The organism is Streptomyces sp. YIM 98790, assembly GCF_011421595.1.
Classification (GTDB): domain Bacteria; phylum Actinomycetota; class Actinomycetes; order Streptomycetales; family Streptomycetaceae; genus Streptomyces.
Genome location: NZ_WTLH01000064.1, coordinates 1 through 16,465, shown reverse-complemented (window position 1 = coordinate 16,465; position 16,465 = coordinate 1). Strand labels below are relative to the sequence as shown.

13 protein-coding genes and 1 riboswitch are annotated in these 16,465 nt (G+C 75.3%); of the genes, 8 read left to right on the top strand and 5 right to left on the bottom strand.

What is annotated here, in order from left to right; translation table 11 throughout:
• Nucleotides 1-91: 91 nt before the first annotated feature.
• The 6 genes from GQS09_RS13340 to GQS09_RS13315 all read left to right on the top strand — a co-directional run bounded on the left by GQS09_RS13340 (nucleotide 92) and on the right by GQS09_RS13315 (nucleotide 8,294).
• Nucleotides 92-1,357: a TIGR04053 family radical SAM/SPASM domain-containing protein gene (locus tag GQS09_RS13340; protein WP_313896117.1), complete on the top strand. Its 1,266-nt coding sequence runs from the start codon at nucleotides 92-94 to the stop codon at nucleotides 1,355-1,357.
• Complete coding sequence (locus tag GQS09_RS30675) at nucleotides 1,354-4,095, top strand: multicopper oxidase domain-containing protein (RefSeq protein ID WP_207957786.1); 2,742 nt, start codon at nucleotides 1,354-1,356, stop codon at nucleotides 4,093-4,095. Before GQS09_RS13340 ends, GQS09_RS30675 begins: the two co-directional genes overlap by 4 nt.
• Nucleotides 4,092-4,538: a hypothetical protein gene (locus GQS09_RS13330; protein WP_165986258.1), complete on the top strand. Its 447-nt coding sequence runs from the start codon at nucleotides 4,092-4,094 to the stop codon at nucleotides 4,536-4,538. Before GQS09_RS30675 ends, GQS09_RS13330 begins: the two co-directional genes overlap by 4 nt.
• A 197-nt stretch (nucleotides 4,539-4,735) precedes the next feature.
• Entirely contained in the window at nucleotides 4,736-5,911 is a 1,176-nt protein-coding gene (locus tag GQS09_RS13325; protein ID WP_165986269.1) for an MFS transporter, read from the top strand.
• 132 nt (nucleotides 5,912-6,043) lie between these two features.
• A riboswitch (SAM riboswitch) is annotated at nucleotides 6,044-6,159 on the top strand.
• A 16-nt stretch (nucleotides 6,160-6,175) separates the two neighbouring features.
• Nucleotides 6,176-7,600 carry an aminotransferase class V-fold PLP-dependent enzyme gene (locus GQS09_RS13320; RefSeq protein ID WP_165986257.1) on the top strand — a complete coding sequence of 475 codons (1,425 nt, stop codon included), beginning with the start codon at nucleotides 6,176-6,178 and terminating at the stop codon, nucleotides 7,598-7,600.
• 112 nt (nucleotides 7,601-7,712) lie between these two features.
• Complete coding sequence (locus tag GQS09_RS13315) at nucleotides 7,713-8,294, top strand: response regulator transcription factor (protein ID WP_165986256.1); 582 nt, start codon at nucleotides 7,713-7,715, stop codon at nucleotides 8,292-8,294.
• A gap of 104 nt (nucleotides 8,295-8,398) precedes the next feature.
• On the opposite strand, the gene GQS09_RS13310 is transcribed toward GQS09_RS13315, so the two are convergent.
• Both GQS09_RS13310 and lanKC read right to left on the bottom strand, forming a co-directional pair.
• Nucleotides 8,399-8,524, bottom strand: a complete 126-nt coding sequence (locus tag GQS09_RS13310) for a SapB/AmfS family lanthipeptide (protein WP_165986255.1) — start codon at nucleotides 8,522-8,524, stop codon at nucleotides 8,399-8,401.
• Between the two features lie 62 nt (nucleotides 8,525-8,586).
• On the bottom strand, nucleotides 8,587-11,283 hold the full coding sequence (gene lanKC / locus GQS09_RS13305; RefSeq protein ID WP_165986254.1) for a class III lanthionine synthetase LanKC: 2,697 nt from the start codon (nucleotides 11,281-11,283) through the stop codon (nucleotides 8,587-8,589).
• 156 nt (nucleotides 11,284-11,439) lie between these two features.
• On the opposite strand from lanKC, the gene GQS09_RS13300 reads away from it, so the two are divergent.
• Nucleotides 11,440-12,759, top strand: coding sequence for an adenosylmethionine--8-amino-7-oxononanoate transaminase (locus GQS09_RS13300; protein WP_165986253.1), 1,320 nt, complete (start codon nucleotides 11,440-11,442; stop codon nucleotides 12,757-12,759).
• 72 nt (nucleotides 12,760-12,831) lie between these two features.
• Here GQS09_RS13300 and GQS09_RS13295 read toward each other — a convergent pair whose 3' ends face one another.
• The 3 genes from GQS09_RS13295 to GQS09_RS13285 all read right to left on the bottom strand — a co-directional run bounded on the left by GQS09_RS13295 (nucleotide 12,832) and on the right by GQS09_RS13285 (nucleotide 15,919).
• Entirely contained in the window at nucleotides 12,832-13,800 is a 969-nt protein-coding gene (locus GQS09_RS13295) for a cytochrome c oxidase assembly protein (RefSeq protein WP_243761379.1), read from the bottom strand.
• 127 nt (nucleotides 13,801-13,927) lie between these two features.
• Complete coding sequence (locus GQS09_RS13290) at nucleotides 13,928-14,656, bottom strand: type 1 glutamine amidotransferase (RefSeq protein WP_165986252.1); 729 nt, start codon at nucleotides 14,654-14,656, stop codon at nucleotides 13,928-13,930.
• Between the two features lie 24 nt (nucleotides 14,657-14,680).
• On the bottom strand, nucleotides 14,681-15,919 hold the full coding sequence (locus GQS09_RS13285) for a MurT ligase domain-containing protein (RefSeq protein WP_165986251.1): 1,239 nt from the start codon (nucleotides 15,917-15,919) through the stop codon (nucleotides 14,681-14,683).
• A gap of 230 nt (nucleotides 15,920-16,149) precedes the next feature.
• Here GQS09_RS13285 and GQS09_RS13280 point away from each other — a divergent pair, with 230 nt between their 5' ends.
• Complete coding sequence (locus tag GQS09_RS13280) at nucleotides 16,150-16,344, top strand: hypothetical protein (protein WP_165986267.1); 195 nt, start codon at nucleotides 16,150-16,152, stop codon at nucleotides 16,342-16,344.
• Nucleotides 16,345-16,465 lie beyond the last annotated feature (121 nt).

The window sequence follows — 16,465 nt, the reverse complement described above, 5'->3', positions numbered from 1 at the left end:
ATCCGGCCCCCTGAGCAGGGACGTTCAGCCACCGTGGGGGGACCGGCCGCGCTGGCACGCTTTCGGAAGTCCTTTTCCGGAGGTTCTCAGCGTGTACGACCAGCAGCCGGTGCCTGCCAGGCCCCCGGCTTCCGACTCCGTCCGCCCGCCGGGACGGCCCGCGGCCCGTGCGCTGCGCGGGCAGCGGCAGAACGTGGCGGACCGTCCGTTCATCGTGATCTGGGAGGCCACCCGGGCCTGCCCGCTGGCCTGCCGGCACTGCCGGGCCGAGGCGGTGCCGGACCGGGACCCGCGCGAGCTGGACACCGCCGCCGCGCGGGAACTGCTGGCCCAGGTGGCGTCGTTCGGACGCCCCGCCCCGCTGTTCGTGATCACCGGGGGCGACCCGTTCCAGCGCCCGGATCTGCTGGAGCTGATCCGGCACGGCCGGGAGCTGGGGCTGTCCACGGCGGTGGCGCCGTCCGGCACCCCGACCCTGACCCGGCAGGCGCTGCGCGAGGTGCACGCGGCCGGTGCCGCGGCGCTCTCACTGAGCCTGGACGGCTCCACGGCCGGACTGCACGACGGCTTCCGGGGCGTGCCCGGGGTGTTCCGCTGGACCCTGGACGCCTGGGACACCGCGCTGGACCTCGGGATGAAGGTGCAGATCAACACCACGGTGACCCGGCACAACCTGGAGGACCTGCCGTACATCGTGCGCCTGGTGCAGGCACACCGGGCGGTGGTGTGGAGCGCCTTCTTCCTGGTGCCGACCGGCCGGGGCAGCCTGCTGTCCGGGCTCACCGCGCGGGAGACCGAGGACGTGCTCAATTTCGTCTACGACGTGGGGCTGAGCGTCCCGGCCAAGACGACCGAGGCCCACCACTTCCGCCGGGTGGTGCTCCAGCGGCGGGTCCTCGCCGAGCGCGGCGAGGACCACGTGGCGGTGCTGGGGCTGGGCGCGCTGTACCGGCGGCTGCGCGCCCGGGCGCGGACCCTGGGGCTGGACGAGGCGGTGCGCCGGAGCCGGCGTCCGCCGCTGGACATCAACGCCGGGCGGGGCTTCGTCTTCGTCTCCCATACCGGAACCGTCCACCCCAGCGGGTTCCTGCCGCTGGCCGCGGGCGATGTGCGCAGCAGCCCGCTGCCGGAGATCTACCGCGGCTCCCGGCTGTTCACCGGGCTGCGGGACGCGGACAAGCTCGGCGGGCGGTGCGGACGGTGCGAGTTCCGCCGGGTGTGCGGCGGCTCCCGGTCCCGGGCCTACGGGCTGACCCGCGACCCGTATGCCGAGGAGCCGTGGTGCGCCTACCGGCCCGGCAGCTTCCCCTTCCAGGAGGAGCTCGCTCCCCTGCTGGCCACGGGCGGTGCGGCGTGAGCGGGGCGGGCGCCGCGCCGGACGCGGCGGCCGGTGCCGGCCGCACCATCGTGCCGGCGGGGACGGCGGCCGGGAGCGGCGGGAGCGGCGGGGACGGCGCGAAGGGCGGGAGCCGGCCGGTGCTGCCGGGACAGCGGCGGGCCGGGCGGCACCTCCGGGTGCACGCGGTGATCGCCGGCTGGCTGGTGCTGGCGCTCGCCGCCGCCGCCGGGCACGACTGGCTGCCGGTGGCCCGCTGGCTGGCCGTGCATCTTCTGCTGCTGGGCGCGGTGAGCACCGCCGTCTTCCACTGGAGCGAGCACTTCGCCACCGCCGTGCTGCACGCCCGCACCCCGGACGAGCGGTGGAGCGACGTCCGGCTGGCCGGCCTCAATCTCTCGGTGGCGGCGGTGCTCACCGGGGTCCGGGCGGACCTGCCGGTGCTGGCCGGTGCCGGGGCGCTGGGCGTGATCGCCGCGGTGTCCGCGCATCTGGTGGTGCTGGTGCGGATGGGCCGGGGCGCGCTGGGCGGGCGGCTCACCCCGGTGGCCGGGTACTACCGGGTTGCCGCGGTGGCCCTGGTCCTGGGCGCGGCGATCGGCGGGACGATGGCCACCGGGCTGCTGGGCGGCCGCCTGCACACCGGGCTGGAGCTGGCCCATCTGCACCTCAATCTGCTCGGCTGGGTGGGCCTGACCGTGCTGGGCACCCTGTTCATGCTCTGGCCCACGGTGCTGGGCCTGCCGATGGCCGCGGAGACCGTCCCGGTGGCCCGCCGGGTGCTGCTCCTGGCCGCTCCTGGGCTGCTGCTGGCGGGCGGCGGGCTGCTGGCCGGGGCGCGCTGGCCCGCCGCCGCCGGGCTGGCCGGGTATGCGGCGGGCGCGGGCTGGGCGGCGGTGCTGTTCCTGCGCACCGCGGTGCGCCGTGCGCCCCGTACCGGCGCGGCCTGGATGCTGGCCGCCTCGGTCTGCTGGCTGCTGGCGGGGGTGGCCACCGACCTGGTGCTGACGGCGACCCGGGAGCCGGCGGTCCTGCTGCGCGATCTGGAGGCGCTGCTGCCGGTGCTGCTGACCGGTTTCGTGGCGCAGGTGCTGATGGGTTCGCTGACCCATCTGCTGCCGGTGGTGCTCGGCGGGGCCGGTCCGGGTCGGTCCGCGGCGGCCGGGGTGCTGAACCGCGGCTGGGCGGTCCGGACGGCGGCGCTCAACACCGGGGTCCTGCTGCTGGCCCTGCCGCTGCCCGGCCCGGCGGACGCTGCCGGCGCGCTGCTGGCCGGGGGCTCCGGCTTGGCGTTCCTGGTGCTGGCGGCGATCGTGCTGGCCCGGCGGGCCGGGGCCGCCGGGAACGGCTCGGACGACCGGGACGGCGCAGACGGCGGAAGACGGCAGGCGGTGGCCCGGCGGACACCGCTGCTGGGTGCCGGGCTGGGCGTGCTGCTGACCGTGCTGGCCGTGCTGGCGGTCAATTCCACGGGCGGAACGGGCGGAACGGCGGACGACGGTGCGGCCGGCGTCCCCGGCACCGTGGCCTCCGGCGGGACGAGGACGGTGGAGGTGACCCTGCGCGGCATGAGCGTGAGCCCGGCCCGGATCGAGGTGGAGCGCGGCACCGCGCTGCGGCTGGAGGTCACCAACGAGGACGCCCAGCAGCACGATCTGCGGATCGAGGACGGCCCGGCCACCCCGATGCTGGGCTGGGGCGAGAGCCACACCCTGGAGCTGGGCCCGGTCACCGCCGGCCTGGACGCGTGGTGCACGGTGCCCGGCCACCGCGCCGCCGGCATGACCATGCGCATCGACGTCACCGGACCCGCCGCCGCGCACGGCGGCACCGGCGGCGAGGACGGTGCCGGGAACGGCGGCGAGGACGGTGCCGCGCACGGTCCGGCGGCGCCGGACCTGGCGGCGGAGCACTCGGCCGGCTGGCAGCCGTACCCGGCGGAGCTGGACGCGGCCCCGAAGGGACGGCTGCACCGGCTGGAGCTCCACGTCACGGAGGCCGACGTGGAGGTCGCGCCCGGGGTGGTGCAGCGGATGTGGACCTTCGGCGGCACCGCGCCCGGCCCCGTGCTGCGCGGCAAGGTCGGCGACACCTTCGAGATCACCCTGGTCAACGACGCCGCCATGGGGCACGGCATCGACTTCCACGCCGGCGCGCTCGCCCCGGACGGACCGATGCGCACGATCGGGCCCGGCGAACGGCTGGTCTACCGCTTCACCGCCGAACGGGCAGGTGCCTGGCTCTACCACTGCTCCACCGCGCCGATGCTCCAGCACCTGGGGAACGGCATGTACGGCGCGGTGGTGATCGACCCGCCGGATCTCCCCGCGGCCGACCACGAGTACCTGCTGGTCTCCTCGCAGCTCTACCTGGGCGAGCCGGGCAGCGAGGAGCAGGTCGCCAGGATGCGCGAGGCACGGCCGGACGCCTGGGTGTTCAACGGCGGGGCGGCGCAGTACACGCACGCGCCGCTGACCGTCCGGGCCGGGGACCGGGCCAGGTTCTGGGTGGTGGCGGCCGGGCCCTCCGACGGCACCGCCTTCCATGTGGTCGGCACGGTCTTCGACACCGTCTACCGGGAGGGCGCCTACCTGCTGCGCCCCGGCGACCCGGGCGGTGCCCAGGTTCTGGGACTGGCGGTGGCCCAGGGCGGGTTCGCCGAGGCGGAGTTCCCGGAGCCCGGCCACTACCCGTTCGTCGACCACGACATGCGGCACGCCGAACGCGGCGCCGCCGGGCTGGTGGAGGTGACGCCGTGAGCGAGGTCGGGCTCTGGTCGCTGATCCGGTTCGTGCACGTGGCCGGGGCGGCGCTGTGGGTCGGGGGCCAGCTGGTGCTGACCCTGGTGGTGCTGCCGCTGGCGCGCCGGCTGCCGGCGCCGGAGGCACGGGACCGGTTCGTCCCGGAGGCGGGCCGACGGTTCGCCATGCTCACCGGAGCGGTGTTCCTGCCGCTGCAGCTCGGCACCGGGCTGCTGATGGCCGGGCACAAGGGCGTCACCTGGGCGTCGCTGGCCGAGCCGGGCTACGGGCGGCTGCTGGCCGTCAAGCTCCTGCTGTTCACGGTGGTGATGGGGCTGGCGGCCGGCCATGGCGCGGCGCATGCCCGGGGCCGGCCGGAGACCGCGCGGCTGCTGGCCGTCGCCTCGCTGACCGGTTCGCTCGGGGTGGTGCTGCTGGCCGCGGCGCTCCCGGCCACCTGAGCAGCGGCCCGCTCCCACCGCCGCCCGGTCCCGCCCCGTCCTCCCCGCGCATCCCGCGCATCCCGCACGTCCCGCACTTCCCCCGTTCCTCAGCACTCTGGAGAGCAGGTTCCGTCATGGACAAGCAGCCGGTACCCCCGGACACCGCGGCGCTCGCCCGCGGCCTCACCACGCCCCCGTCCGGGCGGCGCGGACTGATGCTGGCCCTGGCCCTCCTGGGCTTCGGCCTGAACTTCTGGGCCTGGGCGCTGCTCAGCCCGCTCGGACCGCGTTTCCAGGACTCCCTGGACCTCACCTCGTTCGAGCAGTCGCTGCTGGTGGCGGTGCCCGTGGTGGTGGGCTCGCTGGGCCGGATACCGGTGGGCGCGCTCACCGACCGGTTCGGCGGGCGGACGATGTTCCCGCTGGTGTCGGCCGTGACCATCGTGCCGGTGCTGTTCCTGGGGCTGTGGGGGCATGACTCGCTGATCGCGCTGCTGGCGGGCGGGTTCTTCCTCGGCATCGCAGGTACCGCCTTCGCGGTCGGGGTGCCGTTCGTCAACGCCTGGTTCCCGCCGGAACGGCGCGGCTTCGCGGTCGGCCTGTTCGGCGCCGGCATGGGCGGCACCGCCATCAGCGCGCTGACCACCGTCCGCCTGGTCGACGCCGGCGACGTGGCCACGCCGTTCCTGGTGACCGCCGGGGCGCTGGCGGCGTACGCGGTGGCGGCGGCGCTGCTGCTGCGCGACGCACCCGGGCGCTCCGTGCCCGCCGAGCCGCTGGCCGCGCGGCTGGCCGCCACCATGCGGCTGCGGATCACCTGGCAGGCGTCGGCGCTGTACGCGGTCACCTTCGGCGGCTACGTGGCCTTCTCGGTCTACCTGCCGGTGTATCTGAAGACCGCCTACGGGCTCACGCCCGCCGACGCGTCCAACCGCATGGCCGGGTTCGTGCTGCTGGCGGTGGTGATGCGTCCGGCCGGCGGCTGGCTGTCGGACCGCTACGGGCCGGTGCGGGTGCTCAACGCCTCGCTGGCCCTGGTCACGGCGGGCGCGCTGGTCCAGACGTTCACTCCCCCGCTGGCCTTCGCGGGCACGGCCGCCTGCCTGGCCATGGGCGCGGCGCTGGGCGTCGGCAGCGGTGCCACCTTCGCGCTGGTCGCCCTGGCGACCCCGGCCGGCAGGGTCGGCTCGGTGACGGGTGTGGTGGGCGCCGCGGGCGGTCTCGGCGGCTTCGTGCCGCCGCTGGTGATGGGCGCGGTCTACGGAAGCTGGGGTTCCTACGCGGCGGGACTGGCGCTGCTGATGCTGGTCGCGGCAGCCGCGCTGGTGTTCACCCAGACCCGGGTGCGGCGCGCGGCGCCGGAACGGGAGGTGCCGGTGCCGGCCGGCTGACGGCCGGCCGGGTCCGGTGCCGCCCCGGCGGGCGGGACCGGACCCGGCGGACCCGGTCCGGCAGCACCCCGAGATGTCCGGACATTGAGACGGAGGGAAGGCGGCGCCCCCACGGGTGCACACTCTTCCCAAGGTCATGAGTGACGGCGACGAAGGCCCCGGCCCGCTGTCCGGCAACCCTCCTCCGTGGCGGGGTGCCCCGGGTGACGACCAGGCCGCGGGCGCAGGGTCCGCGGCAAGTACGGATTCACGGGAGAAACCGCCATGTCTGCTGCTTCCGCCACGGCTTCCGCCACCGCTTCCGCTCTGTCCGGCTTCCCCGCCCCACCCGCTTCCCCCGGCTCCTGCGCGTCCTCCGTCGCGGCCGGGGGCACTCCGCTGTCCGTGCTGGGCGCGGGGGTGCGGGTGCCGCTGGCCGGCGGGGGCGGGGCCGAGTACGCCGCCCTGGACTGCGCGGCCGGCGCCCCGGTGCTGCGCCAGGTCTGGGACGCGGTCGCGGCCTATGCCCCGTCCTGCTCCAGCGTGCACCGGGGCGCCGGCCGGCTGTCCCGGCTCTCCACCGAGCTGTACGAGCGGTGCCGGGCCACGGTGGCCGCCTTTCTCGGCTGCCGCCCCGGCGACCAGGTGATCTTCACCCGCTCCACCACCGATGCGCTCAATCTGCTGGCCGCCGCGCTGCCGGCCGGCACCCGGGTGTTCGTCTTCGAGACCGAGCACCACGCCGCGCTGCTGCCCTGGCGGCGTGCCGGCACCCGCTGGCTGCCGGCGCCGCGCTCGCCGGAGGAGGCGGTGCAGACCCTGGCCGAGGCACTCGCCGCAGCGCCGGACGGCCCCCGGCTGGTGTGCGTGACCGGCGCCTCCAATGTCACCGGGGAGCTGTGGCCGGTGCGCGAACTGGCCGCGGTGGCGCACCGGCACGGCGCCCGGATCGTGCTGGACGCGGCCCAGCTCGCACCGCACCGCCCGGTGGACATCGCCGCCCTGGGCGTGGACTGGGCGGCGTTCTCCGGTCACAAGCTCTACGCCCCGTTCGGCGCCGGGGTGCTGGCCGGGCGGGGCGACTGGCTGGCGGCCGCCGAGCCCTACCTGGCGGGCGGCGGGGCGAGCCGGACGGTGGCCCGGGACGCGGACGGCCGCCCGGCCGTGGAATGGGTGACGGGCGCGGCCCGGCACGAGGCCGGTTCGCCGAACGTGATCGGCGCGCTGGCCGTCGCGGTGGCCTGCGAGACCCTGGCGGCCGCCGGGCACGAGGCGCTGGCCGCGTACGAGGAGCGGCTGCTGCTCCGGCTGTGCGAGGGGCTTTCGGAGCTGCCCGCGGTGCGTCCGCTGAGCCTGTTCGGTCCGGATGCGGCGCGCATCGCCGTGGTGTCGTTCACCGTGTCGGGCTGGGACGGCGGGGACTTCGCGGCCGCGCTCTCCGACCGCTACGGCATCGGGGTGCGGGCCGGGCTGTTCTGCGCCCACCCGCTGGTGCGGGCGCTGCTGGACGGCGCCGGCCGGCAACCGGACACGGGATGCGGCGGGCCGCTCAGCGCGGTGCGGGTCAGCTTCGGGGCGGCCACCCCGGCGGACCACATCGACCGGCTGCTGCGGGCCGTGGCCGAGCTGACCGGCCGCCACCGGGCTCCCGGCACGCCGCCGGTCCCTTCCGTTCGGCCGTGGGATCTCCCCGAACAGGAACATTCTTGAAGAACCGGTGTGTCCGGGATTATCCCGGGTACGGCGGGCAGGAGCGGGGAGGGACGGACACTGGGGAGTGCTGATCCACAAGCAGGTGCCGGCATTTCAGGGAGGGCACTTCGTGATCCGCTTACTTCTCGTGCACGACAAACCGCTGCTCCGCTCGGCACTGGCCTCACTGATGGACCGGCACCCGGACATCCATGTGGCCACCGCTTCGTCGTGGGAGGAGGCCGCCCGTGCCGGGCACGGCTCCCCGGAGGCGGACGTGTGCCTGGTGGACCTGGACTCCCGGGACTGTCCGGGGCCGGAGCCGGACGGGGCCGCGCTGCTGGTGCTGCTGGAGGGAGGGCGCCCCGGTCTGCTGCGGCAGGCCTCCGAGGCCCGGGCGCTCGGTTTCGTCAGCAAGGACGCAGCACCGGAACTGCTGCTGGACGCCGTCCGGCAGGTGGCGCAGAAGAAGCCGTTCGTGGACGACGCGCTGGCCCGGGACTTCCTCCGGGCCGCGCAGATGCCGCTCACCCGGCGCGAGCTGAGTGTGCTGGCGCTGGCGGCGGACGGGGCGCCGGTGTCGGAGATCGCCGCAACGCTGTCGCTGGCCCGCGGCACGGTGCGGAACTATCTGGCCGCGGTCATCCACAAGACGGGTGCCCGCAACCGGGTGGACGCGATCCGCATCGCCCGGACGGCCGGCTGGGTCTGACGGCCCGCCGGCCACGGCGCACGGCGCACGGCGCACGAACGGGAACGGGGACGGCCCCGGGCGGTGTCCGCCCGGGGCCGTCCGCTGTCGCGGCTCGCGGCCGCTCAGAGGCACAGCAGGTTGCTGTGCGAGCTGTGCTTGTCGCACAGCAGCAGGCTGGCGCTGCTGTCGTCACCGCCGCCGCCGGTGGTTTCCGGCGTCTCCATGCTCTGCAGGTCGAGAAGCGACATCTCGGCTCCTTTCTCGTATGGATCGTGCGGATCGCGGTGGGATGGGCTGCGGGGCGCCGGGTTCACACCCCGCCGGAGAGGATTTCCTCCCGTGCGGCCCCCGGTCGGGGACCGGTCCGTGGCCCGCCGCCCGGAGGCGGCAGGAAGGGCAGGCGCGGGCGGCGGGCGGCGGGTGCGCCGAGGGCCGCGCCCAGCGCCAGCAGGCAGCCGGCGGTACCGGTGGCAAGGTCCATGGAGAGCCGCAGCAGCTGCTCGCCGGGGAAGGCCAGCCCGCCGGGGCAGGGCATGGCGTGCCAGCCCAGGGCCTCGGTCTGGGCGGCCAGGTCGGCCGCGCGGACGCCCGGCGTGGTGGTCCGGGCCAGGTGCCAGATCATGCCGGCCCTGCCCTGGAACAGGCCGGGCTGGGCGTAGTAGCGGAGCCTGGCGGCGGGCAGGATGCCGCGCCGGGCCCGCTCGAAGCCGGGGTGTTCCGCGACGGCCAGGTAGTCGTCCAGCACGGCGGCGATGCCCACGCTTCCCTCGCCCAGGTAGGGCATGGTGCGACGGCCCTCGTCGACGGCCAGGGCGCCGTCCCGGCCGGGCACGCAGTGTGCCAGGTCGCGGGAGAGCGCGGCCTCGGCCGCGGCCAGCAGGGCGGCGTCGCCGGTGCGTTCGCGGCGGCGCAGGAAGAGCAGGGCCGGGCCGGCGGCGCCGTACAGCAGTCCGGCGCGCCGGGCGCCGGGCGTGCGCGGCTCGGGCGGATCGAAGACCCGGTCGGCGGCCAGTTCGCAGGCCCGGGCGGCACTGCGGTCCAGGGCCGGGTCACCGGTGGCGGCGGCCAGTTCGTCCAGCACCAGGCCCAGGCCGGCCAGTCCGCCGTGCAGGTGGGCCGGCAGCCGCTCCCAGCGCTCGCCGAGCACCCGGCGGACCACCGCGACCGCGGCGTCGGTGTGCCCGAGACGGTGCAGGGCGTGGGCGACGCCCGCCAGGCCGTCCCAGAGTCCCGGCGCGGTCCCCTCGGGCGGGTCGGCGGCGCGCCGCAGCAGCCAGCGCTCGCCCTCCGGCCACGGTCCGGCGCCGGTCTCGGCCAGGGCGTAGAGCACCCCGGCGGCACCGTGGGCCAGGCCGAGCCCGCCGCCGGTGGCGAACTGGGCGATGTCGCCGGGGAAGAGCCGGTCGTCGCGGTCCGGGGTGGCGGAGGCGAGGATGGCCCGGACCATGGCATCCCGGCTGCGCGGCCAGTCCGCGGGCTCGGGCGGCCGCGGCTCCGGGCTGCCCGGCCGGGGCCTCCGGCGCGGCCCGGGCGTGCCGGACGGCGGGGCACCGGAGGTCCCGGCGGTGATCTCGGCCACCGCCTCCCGCAGGAAGTCCCGGGGCAGCGACGGGAACTGGCCGGCCGCCACCTCGGCCAGGTGGGCGGCCTTCCCCCGGTCCATGGCCAGCAGCGTGGTCATCGGCACGAACAGCGCCAGCCGCAGGCAGGCCAGGGCATAGCGGTCGATGCCGTAGCCGGAGCGGTCCGCGGGGGCCAGGAAACCGGGATGCGCGACGGTCTGCCGGATGGTGTCCCCGGGCGTGTCCCCGGTCAGCCGGGCGGCCTCGAAGTCCAGCAGGGTGACGGATTTCTCGTCGGGCCCGACCATGATGTTGAACATGTGCAGGTCGTTGAAGACCACGCCGCGGCCGTGCAGGGCGGCCACGGCGCGCTCCACCGCGGCGTGGACCTCCAGCGCCCAGCGGGTGTAGTCGTCCACGGCCGCCGGGTCCGGGTCCGGCGACAGCAGCGGGTGGCGTTCCGCGAAGAAGGAGTTCAGGGTGCGGCCGGGCACATGGTCCATGACCAGGAACCGGTGCTCGCCCACGGTGAGCCAGTCCCGCACGGCCGGGGCGACGGACAGCCCGGCCAGCCGGTCCAGGGCGGCCCTCTCGCGCCGCAGCCGGGTCACCGCGTCGGCGCCGTCGGCGGCCAGCCCGGCGTGCGGGCGGGCCTCCTTGAGCACCACGGACCGGCCGCTGCGCAGGTCGGTGCCCCGGTAGACCCCGCCGCCGTTGGAGAAGTGCAGCGCCTCCTCGATGCGGTAGGGCAGGTCCGCGACGGTGACGCCGTTGCGGGCGGCGAGTTCGGGTTCCAGAAAGGCGGGCAGGGTGACCCATCCCGGCAGCGAGAACACCGGGTCGCGGCGGTCCGGGACCAGCCGGCCGGCCGGGTCCTCCACGGCGGGCACCAGGGTGCCGGAGCCGTTGTCGCAGCGGCGCGGGGCAAAGGCTCCCCAGCGCACGTGGAGCGGCCCGCTCCGCCAGCGCAGATCGGTGAGGATGTACGGGCCGGGCTCGCCGGCCAGCCGCTCGCCCAGCTCCTCCAGCACGGTGCGCAGCTGGTCCTCGTCGCAGGGATACAGCGTGGCGAACTTGCCGCTGGAGTCCCGGCCGGCGTACTTGGAGTTGCGCAGGAAGAGCAGGCTGCGGCCGGGCACGAACTTGAACGGGATGCGCCGCGGCACACAGTGGTCCCACACCTCGGCGGCGATCCGGTCGGCGTTGTCCTGGCAGGCGGAGGCATGGATCTTCCACCCCTGCAGCGGCATCCGGACGGCGGGCGGGTGCAGGTGGAGCCAGTCCCCGGAGCGCTCGGAGCGCCAGCCCTCGGGCACCGGGCGGCGCGCCGTGCCGAACAGGTCCCCGGCGCCGTCCGCGCCCGGCTCCCCGGAGCGGGCGATCCGGTCCGGGGTCTCGTAGAAGCGGCGGTCGGCGAGGCAGAAGACTTCGTACCGCTTGTCCATCGGTCTCCTCGGCGGCGTGGTGACTCCCGGACATCACGTTGTCAGGCCGTGACAGGGGCGGCACAGTCCCCTCTGTCACCATCCGCCCGTGAGAAGTGCACGGCCGCACCGGTAGCGTCGGCCGGGACCGCGCACCCCGAGCCGACCCGAGGGCCCATGACGCACTCCGCACCACCCCCCGCTCCGCTGACCGGGCCGGAGATCTCCGCGCTGGACCGCAGGCATGTCTGGCATCCGTACGCACCGCATCCCGACCCGGCCGGGGCGCTGCCGGTGGCGGGCGCGGCCGGCACCCGGATCAGGCTGGCCGACGGGCGGGAGCTGGTGGACGGCATGTCGTCGTGGTGGGCGGCGGTGCACGGCTACAACCACCCGGTGCTGAACCGGGCGGCGCGCCGGCAGCTGGACGCCATGAGCCATGTGATGTTCGGCGGGCTCACCCACGAGCCCGCGGTCCGGCTGGCCCGGCGGCTGGCCGGACTCGCCCCGGGTGATCTGTCGCATGTCTTCTTCTGCGACTCCGGGTCGGTGTCGGTGGAGGTGGCCGTGAAGATGGCGCTCCAGTACTGGCACTCCCGCGGCCGCCCGGCCAAGCACCGGCTGCTGACCTGGCGCGGCGGCTACCACGGCGACACCTGGCAGGCGATGTCGCTGTCCGATCCGGACAACAGCATGCACCACCTGTGGGCGCCGCTGCTGCCCCGTCATGTGTTCGCCGGACTGCCGCCGGCCGGGTTCGACGCCCCGGTGGACGAGGCGTACGCGGACCACCTGGCCCGGACGGTGGCCGGGCACGCGGACGAACTGGCGGCGGTGATCGTGGAGCCGGTGGTGCAGGGCGCGGGCGGGATGCGTTTCCACCAGCCGGCCTATCTGCGGATCCTGCGGGAGCTGTGCGACCGGCACGGGGTCCTGCTGGTCTTCGACGAGATCGCCACCGGATTCGGCCGCACGGGACAGATGTTCGCGGCCGGACACGCCGGGGTGGTGCCGGACATCATGTGCGTGGGCAAGGCGCTGACCGGCGGCTACCTGACGCTGGCCGCGACGCTGTGCACCTCGCGGGTGGCCGAGGGGATCGCCGCCGGGGAACACCCGCAGCTCAACCACGGCCCGACCTACATGGCCAATCCGCTGGCCTGCGCGGTGGCCGAGGCCAGTCTGGAGCTGCTGACGCAGGGCGACTGGGCCGGGCGCGTGGCGGCGATCGGGGACCGGCTGGCCACGGCGCTGAAGCCGGCCGCCGGACTGCCGCACGTGCGGGAGGTGCGCACGCTGGGCGCGATCGCGGTGGTGGAGACGGACCGGCCGGTGGATGTGGCGCGCGCCTCCCGGGCCGCCCTGGCCGAGGGGGTGTGGCTGCGGCCGTACCGGGAGATGATCTACGCCATGCCGCCGTACGTCTCCTCGGACGAGGATCTGGAGCTGATCGCGCGGGCCATGTGCGCCGCGGCCGAGGCCGCCGGGGAGGACTGACCGGCGGCCTGCCCGGTGCGGGCGGCGGTCCGCGCGGTGCGGGCGGACCGTCCGTGCGGGCGGACCGGCGGGTCAGGGGCGGCTCTCCAGGGAGGCCAGATAGGCGTTGTAGGCGGCGAGGTCCCGGTCCCCGTCCCGGTCCGCCGCCCGGTCCAGCCGGCGCGCCCGGCGGTCCTCGGAGAGGTACCACTGCACGACCAGGGCGATCAGCACGATCACCGAGGGGATCTCGCTGAAGGCCCAGGCGATGCCGCCGGCCGCGGTCTGGTCGGCGACCGCGTCCGTGCCCAGCGAGGCGGGCGGGTCGGCGTAGGTCTCCACCATGGGGCCGGTGGCCATCATCAGGGCGATGCCGAAGAAGGCGTGGAACGGCATGGTGGCGAAGAGTTCCAGCATGCGCATCAGGTGGCCGGGCCGGTGCGGGCCCGGGTCCACGCCCATGATCGGCCAGAAGAACGCCAGTCCCACGGCCAGGAAGTGCACCATCATCGCCACGTGGCCGGGGCGGCTGCCCATCAGGAAGTCGAACAGCGAGGTGAAGTACAGCCCGTAGAGGCTGGCGATGAACACCGGGATGGTGAACAGCGGGCTGGTCACCGCCCGGACGTAGCCGGAGTGCAGAAAGGCGGTCAGCATCTCCCGGGGGCCGGTCCGGCCCCGTCCGGCCGTGGGCAGGGCGCGCAGCGCCAGGGTGACCGGCGCGCCGAGCAGCAGCAGGATCGGCGACAGCATGGAGATCACCATGTGCTGCGTCATGTGCGCGCTGAACAGCACCATGCCGTAGTCGTTGAGGGCGGTGCAGGTGACCAGCGCGATCGACAGCACGCCCAGGGCGAACGCGGCGGTGCGGCCGGCCGGCCAGGCGTCGCCCCGCAGGCGCAGCCGGAGCACGCCCCACCCGTAGAGTCCCGCGGCGAGCAGGCAGGCGGAGAGGAAGACCGGGTCGGGAGAGAGCTCCAGGGCCCGCAGCAGGGTGAGGGGCGGCAGCCCCGTCCCGTGCCCGTCGTGGCCGGCGCCGCCCTGCATGCCGTCGTGATCCATCCCGTCGCTCCCGATCTGCCCCGGTTCCGGGTGTCCGGCCGGAGATGCCCGGGGCGCAACCAGGATAGGACCGCCCCCGGTCCGGTCCCCGGCCGGGGGCGGGCGCGGCGCGCGGCCGGCGCCCGGCTCAGGCGGGCTGGCGGGCGGCGGCGATCCGCTCGGCGCGCAGCGCCTCGTACCAGCGGTCGTCCACCGGCGGCAGCGCGTTGACGTCCAGGGCCAGCTTGAGCAGCAGGTCGGCCACCTGGGGGTTGCGGGCCAGCACCGGGCCGTGCATGTAGGTGCCGATCACGGTGTCGCGCCAGGCGCCCTCGGTGCCGTCGCCGGTGCCGTTGCCGCGGCCGATCCGGACCCGGGCGAAGGGGCGCACGCCCTGGCCGAGCCGGGTGACGCCCTGGTGGTTCTCGAAACCGGTGAGCTGCGGCAGGCCGAGCCGGTCGTCGATGTCGGCCAGCACGTCGCCGACGCAGCGGGGGCCCTCGCCCCGCACCGTCACCACGTCGAGCAGGCCCAGGCCGGACTGGCGCTCACCCAGGTCGTTGACGAACTCGTGGCCGATGATCTGGTAGCCGGCGCAGACCGCGAAGACGATGGCGCCGTTGTCCACCGCCCGCTGCAGGCCGCCGTCGCGCTGGAGCCGCTCGGCGGCCAGCCGCTGCGGGCGGTCCTCGCCGCCGCCGATCAGATAGATGTCGCCCGAGGTGGGGATGCGCTGGTCGGAACGGACGTCGATGCGGGTGACCTTCAGGCCGCGCTGCTGCGCCCGGCGGGCGGTGACCAGGGCGTTGCCCTGGTCACCGTAGGTGCTGAGCAGATCCGGGTAGACCCACACCACCCGGAGGCTGGATTCGCTCATGCTGCTGGCTTCCTTCGGTTGCGGTCAGTTGCCGACGGCGCGGCGCAGGTCCTGGAAGGCGGTGTAGTTGGCGATGGCCTCGATGCGGCCGGGCGCGCTGGCCCGTACCGCCTCCTCGACGGTGTCGAAGACCTGGAAGTTCTGCCCGGCCACCTCCAGCCGGACGGCGAGGTCCAGCCGTCGGTCGCCCACCACCACGATCGGGTGGCCGGTGAGGCGGGTGTAGTCCACGTCCCACAGCCAGGAGGTGTCGGTGCCGTCCGCGCTGCGGGCGTTGACCGACAGCAGTACCGGAGCGGGGGGCGGGTCGATGAGGGAGAACGTCTCCAGCCAGCCGGCCGGGTTCTTGGCCAGCAGCAGGCGCAGTTCGCGGTCCTGCCAGGCAACCGTGTCGTAGCGGCCGGCCACGGCCGTCACCTGGTACATGCGTTCCAGGGCGGTGCGCGGGGCGACCCCGAAGACGGCGGCCACGGCCGCGGCGGTGGCGGCGTTGGCCCGGTTGGCGCGGCCGGGCAGCTGGAGCCGGATCGGCCAGGCCGTGCCGTGCGGGTCGAGCACCGTCTCCCCGGACAGCGCCCAGGTGGGGCTGGGACGGCCGAAGCCGCACTCGGCGCAGGCCCAGCCGCCCTCGGGGCGCTGGAGCACGCCGCCGCAGGACGGGCAGGACCAGGCGTCGTCCTTCCATTCCTGGCCGGCCGCCACCCAGACCACATTGGGGCTGTCCGAGGCCGCCCAGGTGACCAGCGGGTCGTCGCAGTTGGCCACCACGACGGCCTTGGAGTCCTTGAGCCCCTCGCGCCAGTGGTCGGCGAGCATGCGGGTCTCGGCGGCCCGGTCGAGCTGGTCGCGGGAGAGGTTGAGCAGCGCGATCACCTTGGGGTTGACCTCGGCGGCCACGGCGGTGAGGTACTTCTCGTCGACCTCCAGGGCGCCGAACCGGGCCCTGGTGCCGTGGGAGAGGGCGGAGGTGATGCCGGCCGGCATGTTGGCACCCAGCGCGTTGGACACCACCTGGCCGACGGCCCGCAGGGCCTCGGCGATCAGGCGGGTGGTGGTGGTCTTCCCGTTGGTCGCGGAGACCAGCACGATATCGAGGTGGCCGGAGAGACGGCGCAGCAGCTCGGGATCGAGCCTGAGCGCGACGCGTCCTCCGATGACCGACCCGCTGCCGCGGCCGGCGGCCCGCGATACGGCTGCCGCCGCCCGGCCCGCCGTCACGGCGATGCGGGACCGTGGCGACAGGGGCGCCGTGCTCTCTGTCATGGTGACTGCTCCTCCTTGCCCCTTGATCGGGCACAAGACTATCGGGGTCCGTGCTGCTTCCGGCACGGTCCTGCCGGTGGCCGGGGCCGGGCCGGTGGCCGGACCGGTGGCGGGCTGTCGCCCCCTTTGCCGCGCAGTCACCTGTATGCACCGAAAATACCGTCAGTGTGCTTCTGACCGCTTAGCGTACTGACGGTGCGCTTTCTGCTGAGACGCGAGGTGGTGTGCTGATGGTTCTCTCGGTGTCCGGGGTCGTGCTGCTGGGAATCATTGTCTTCCTTTTCTTCCGCAAGGACGGGCTCAAACCGTCCCATGCGATCGTCTGCGGTCTGTTCGGCTTCTATCTGGCGGGCACCGCCGTGGCGCCGAGCATCCGGGCCGGCGGGCAGAGCCTGGCCAGCCTGCTCGGCGGCCTCTCCCTGTGAACCGGGCGGCGAGCCGGCTCTGGCTGCGTCCGCCGCTGATGCTGGGCCGCGGGCTGGTGCGGCTGGCGGTGGCCGCGGGCCGCGGCTGGCGGGCCGCCCCGCGGGAACGGCGCGGCCCGCT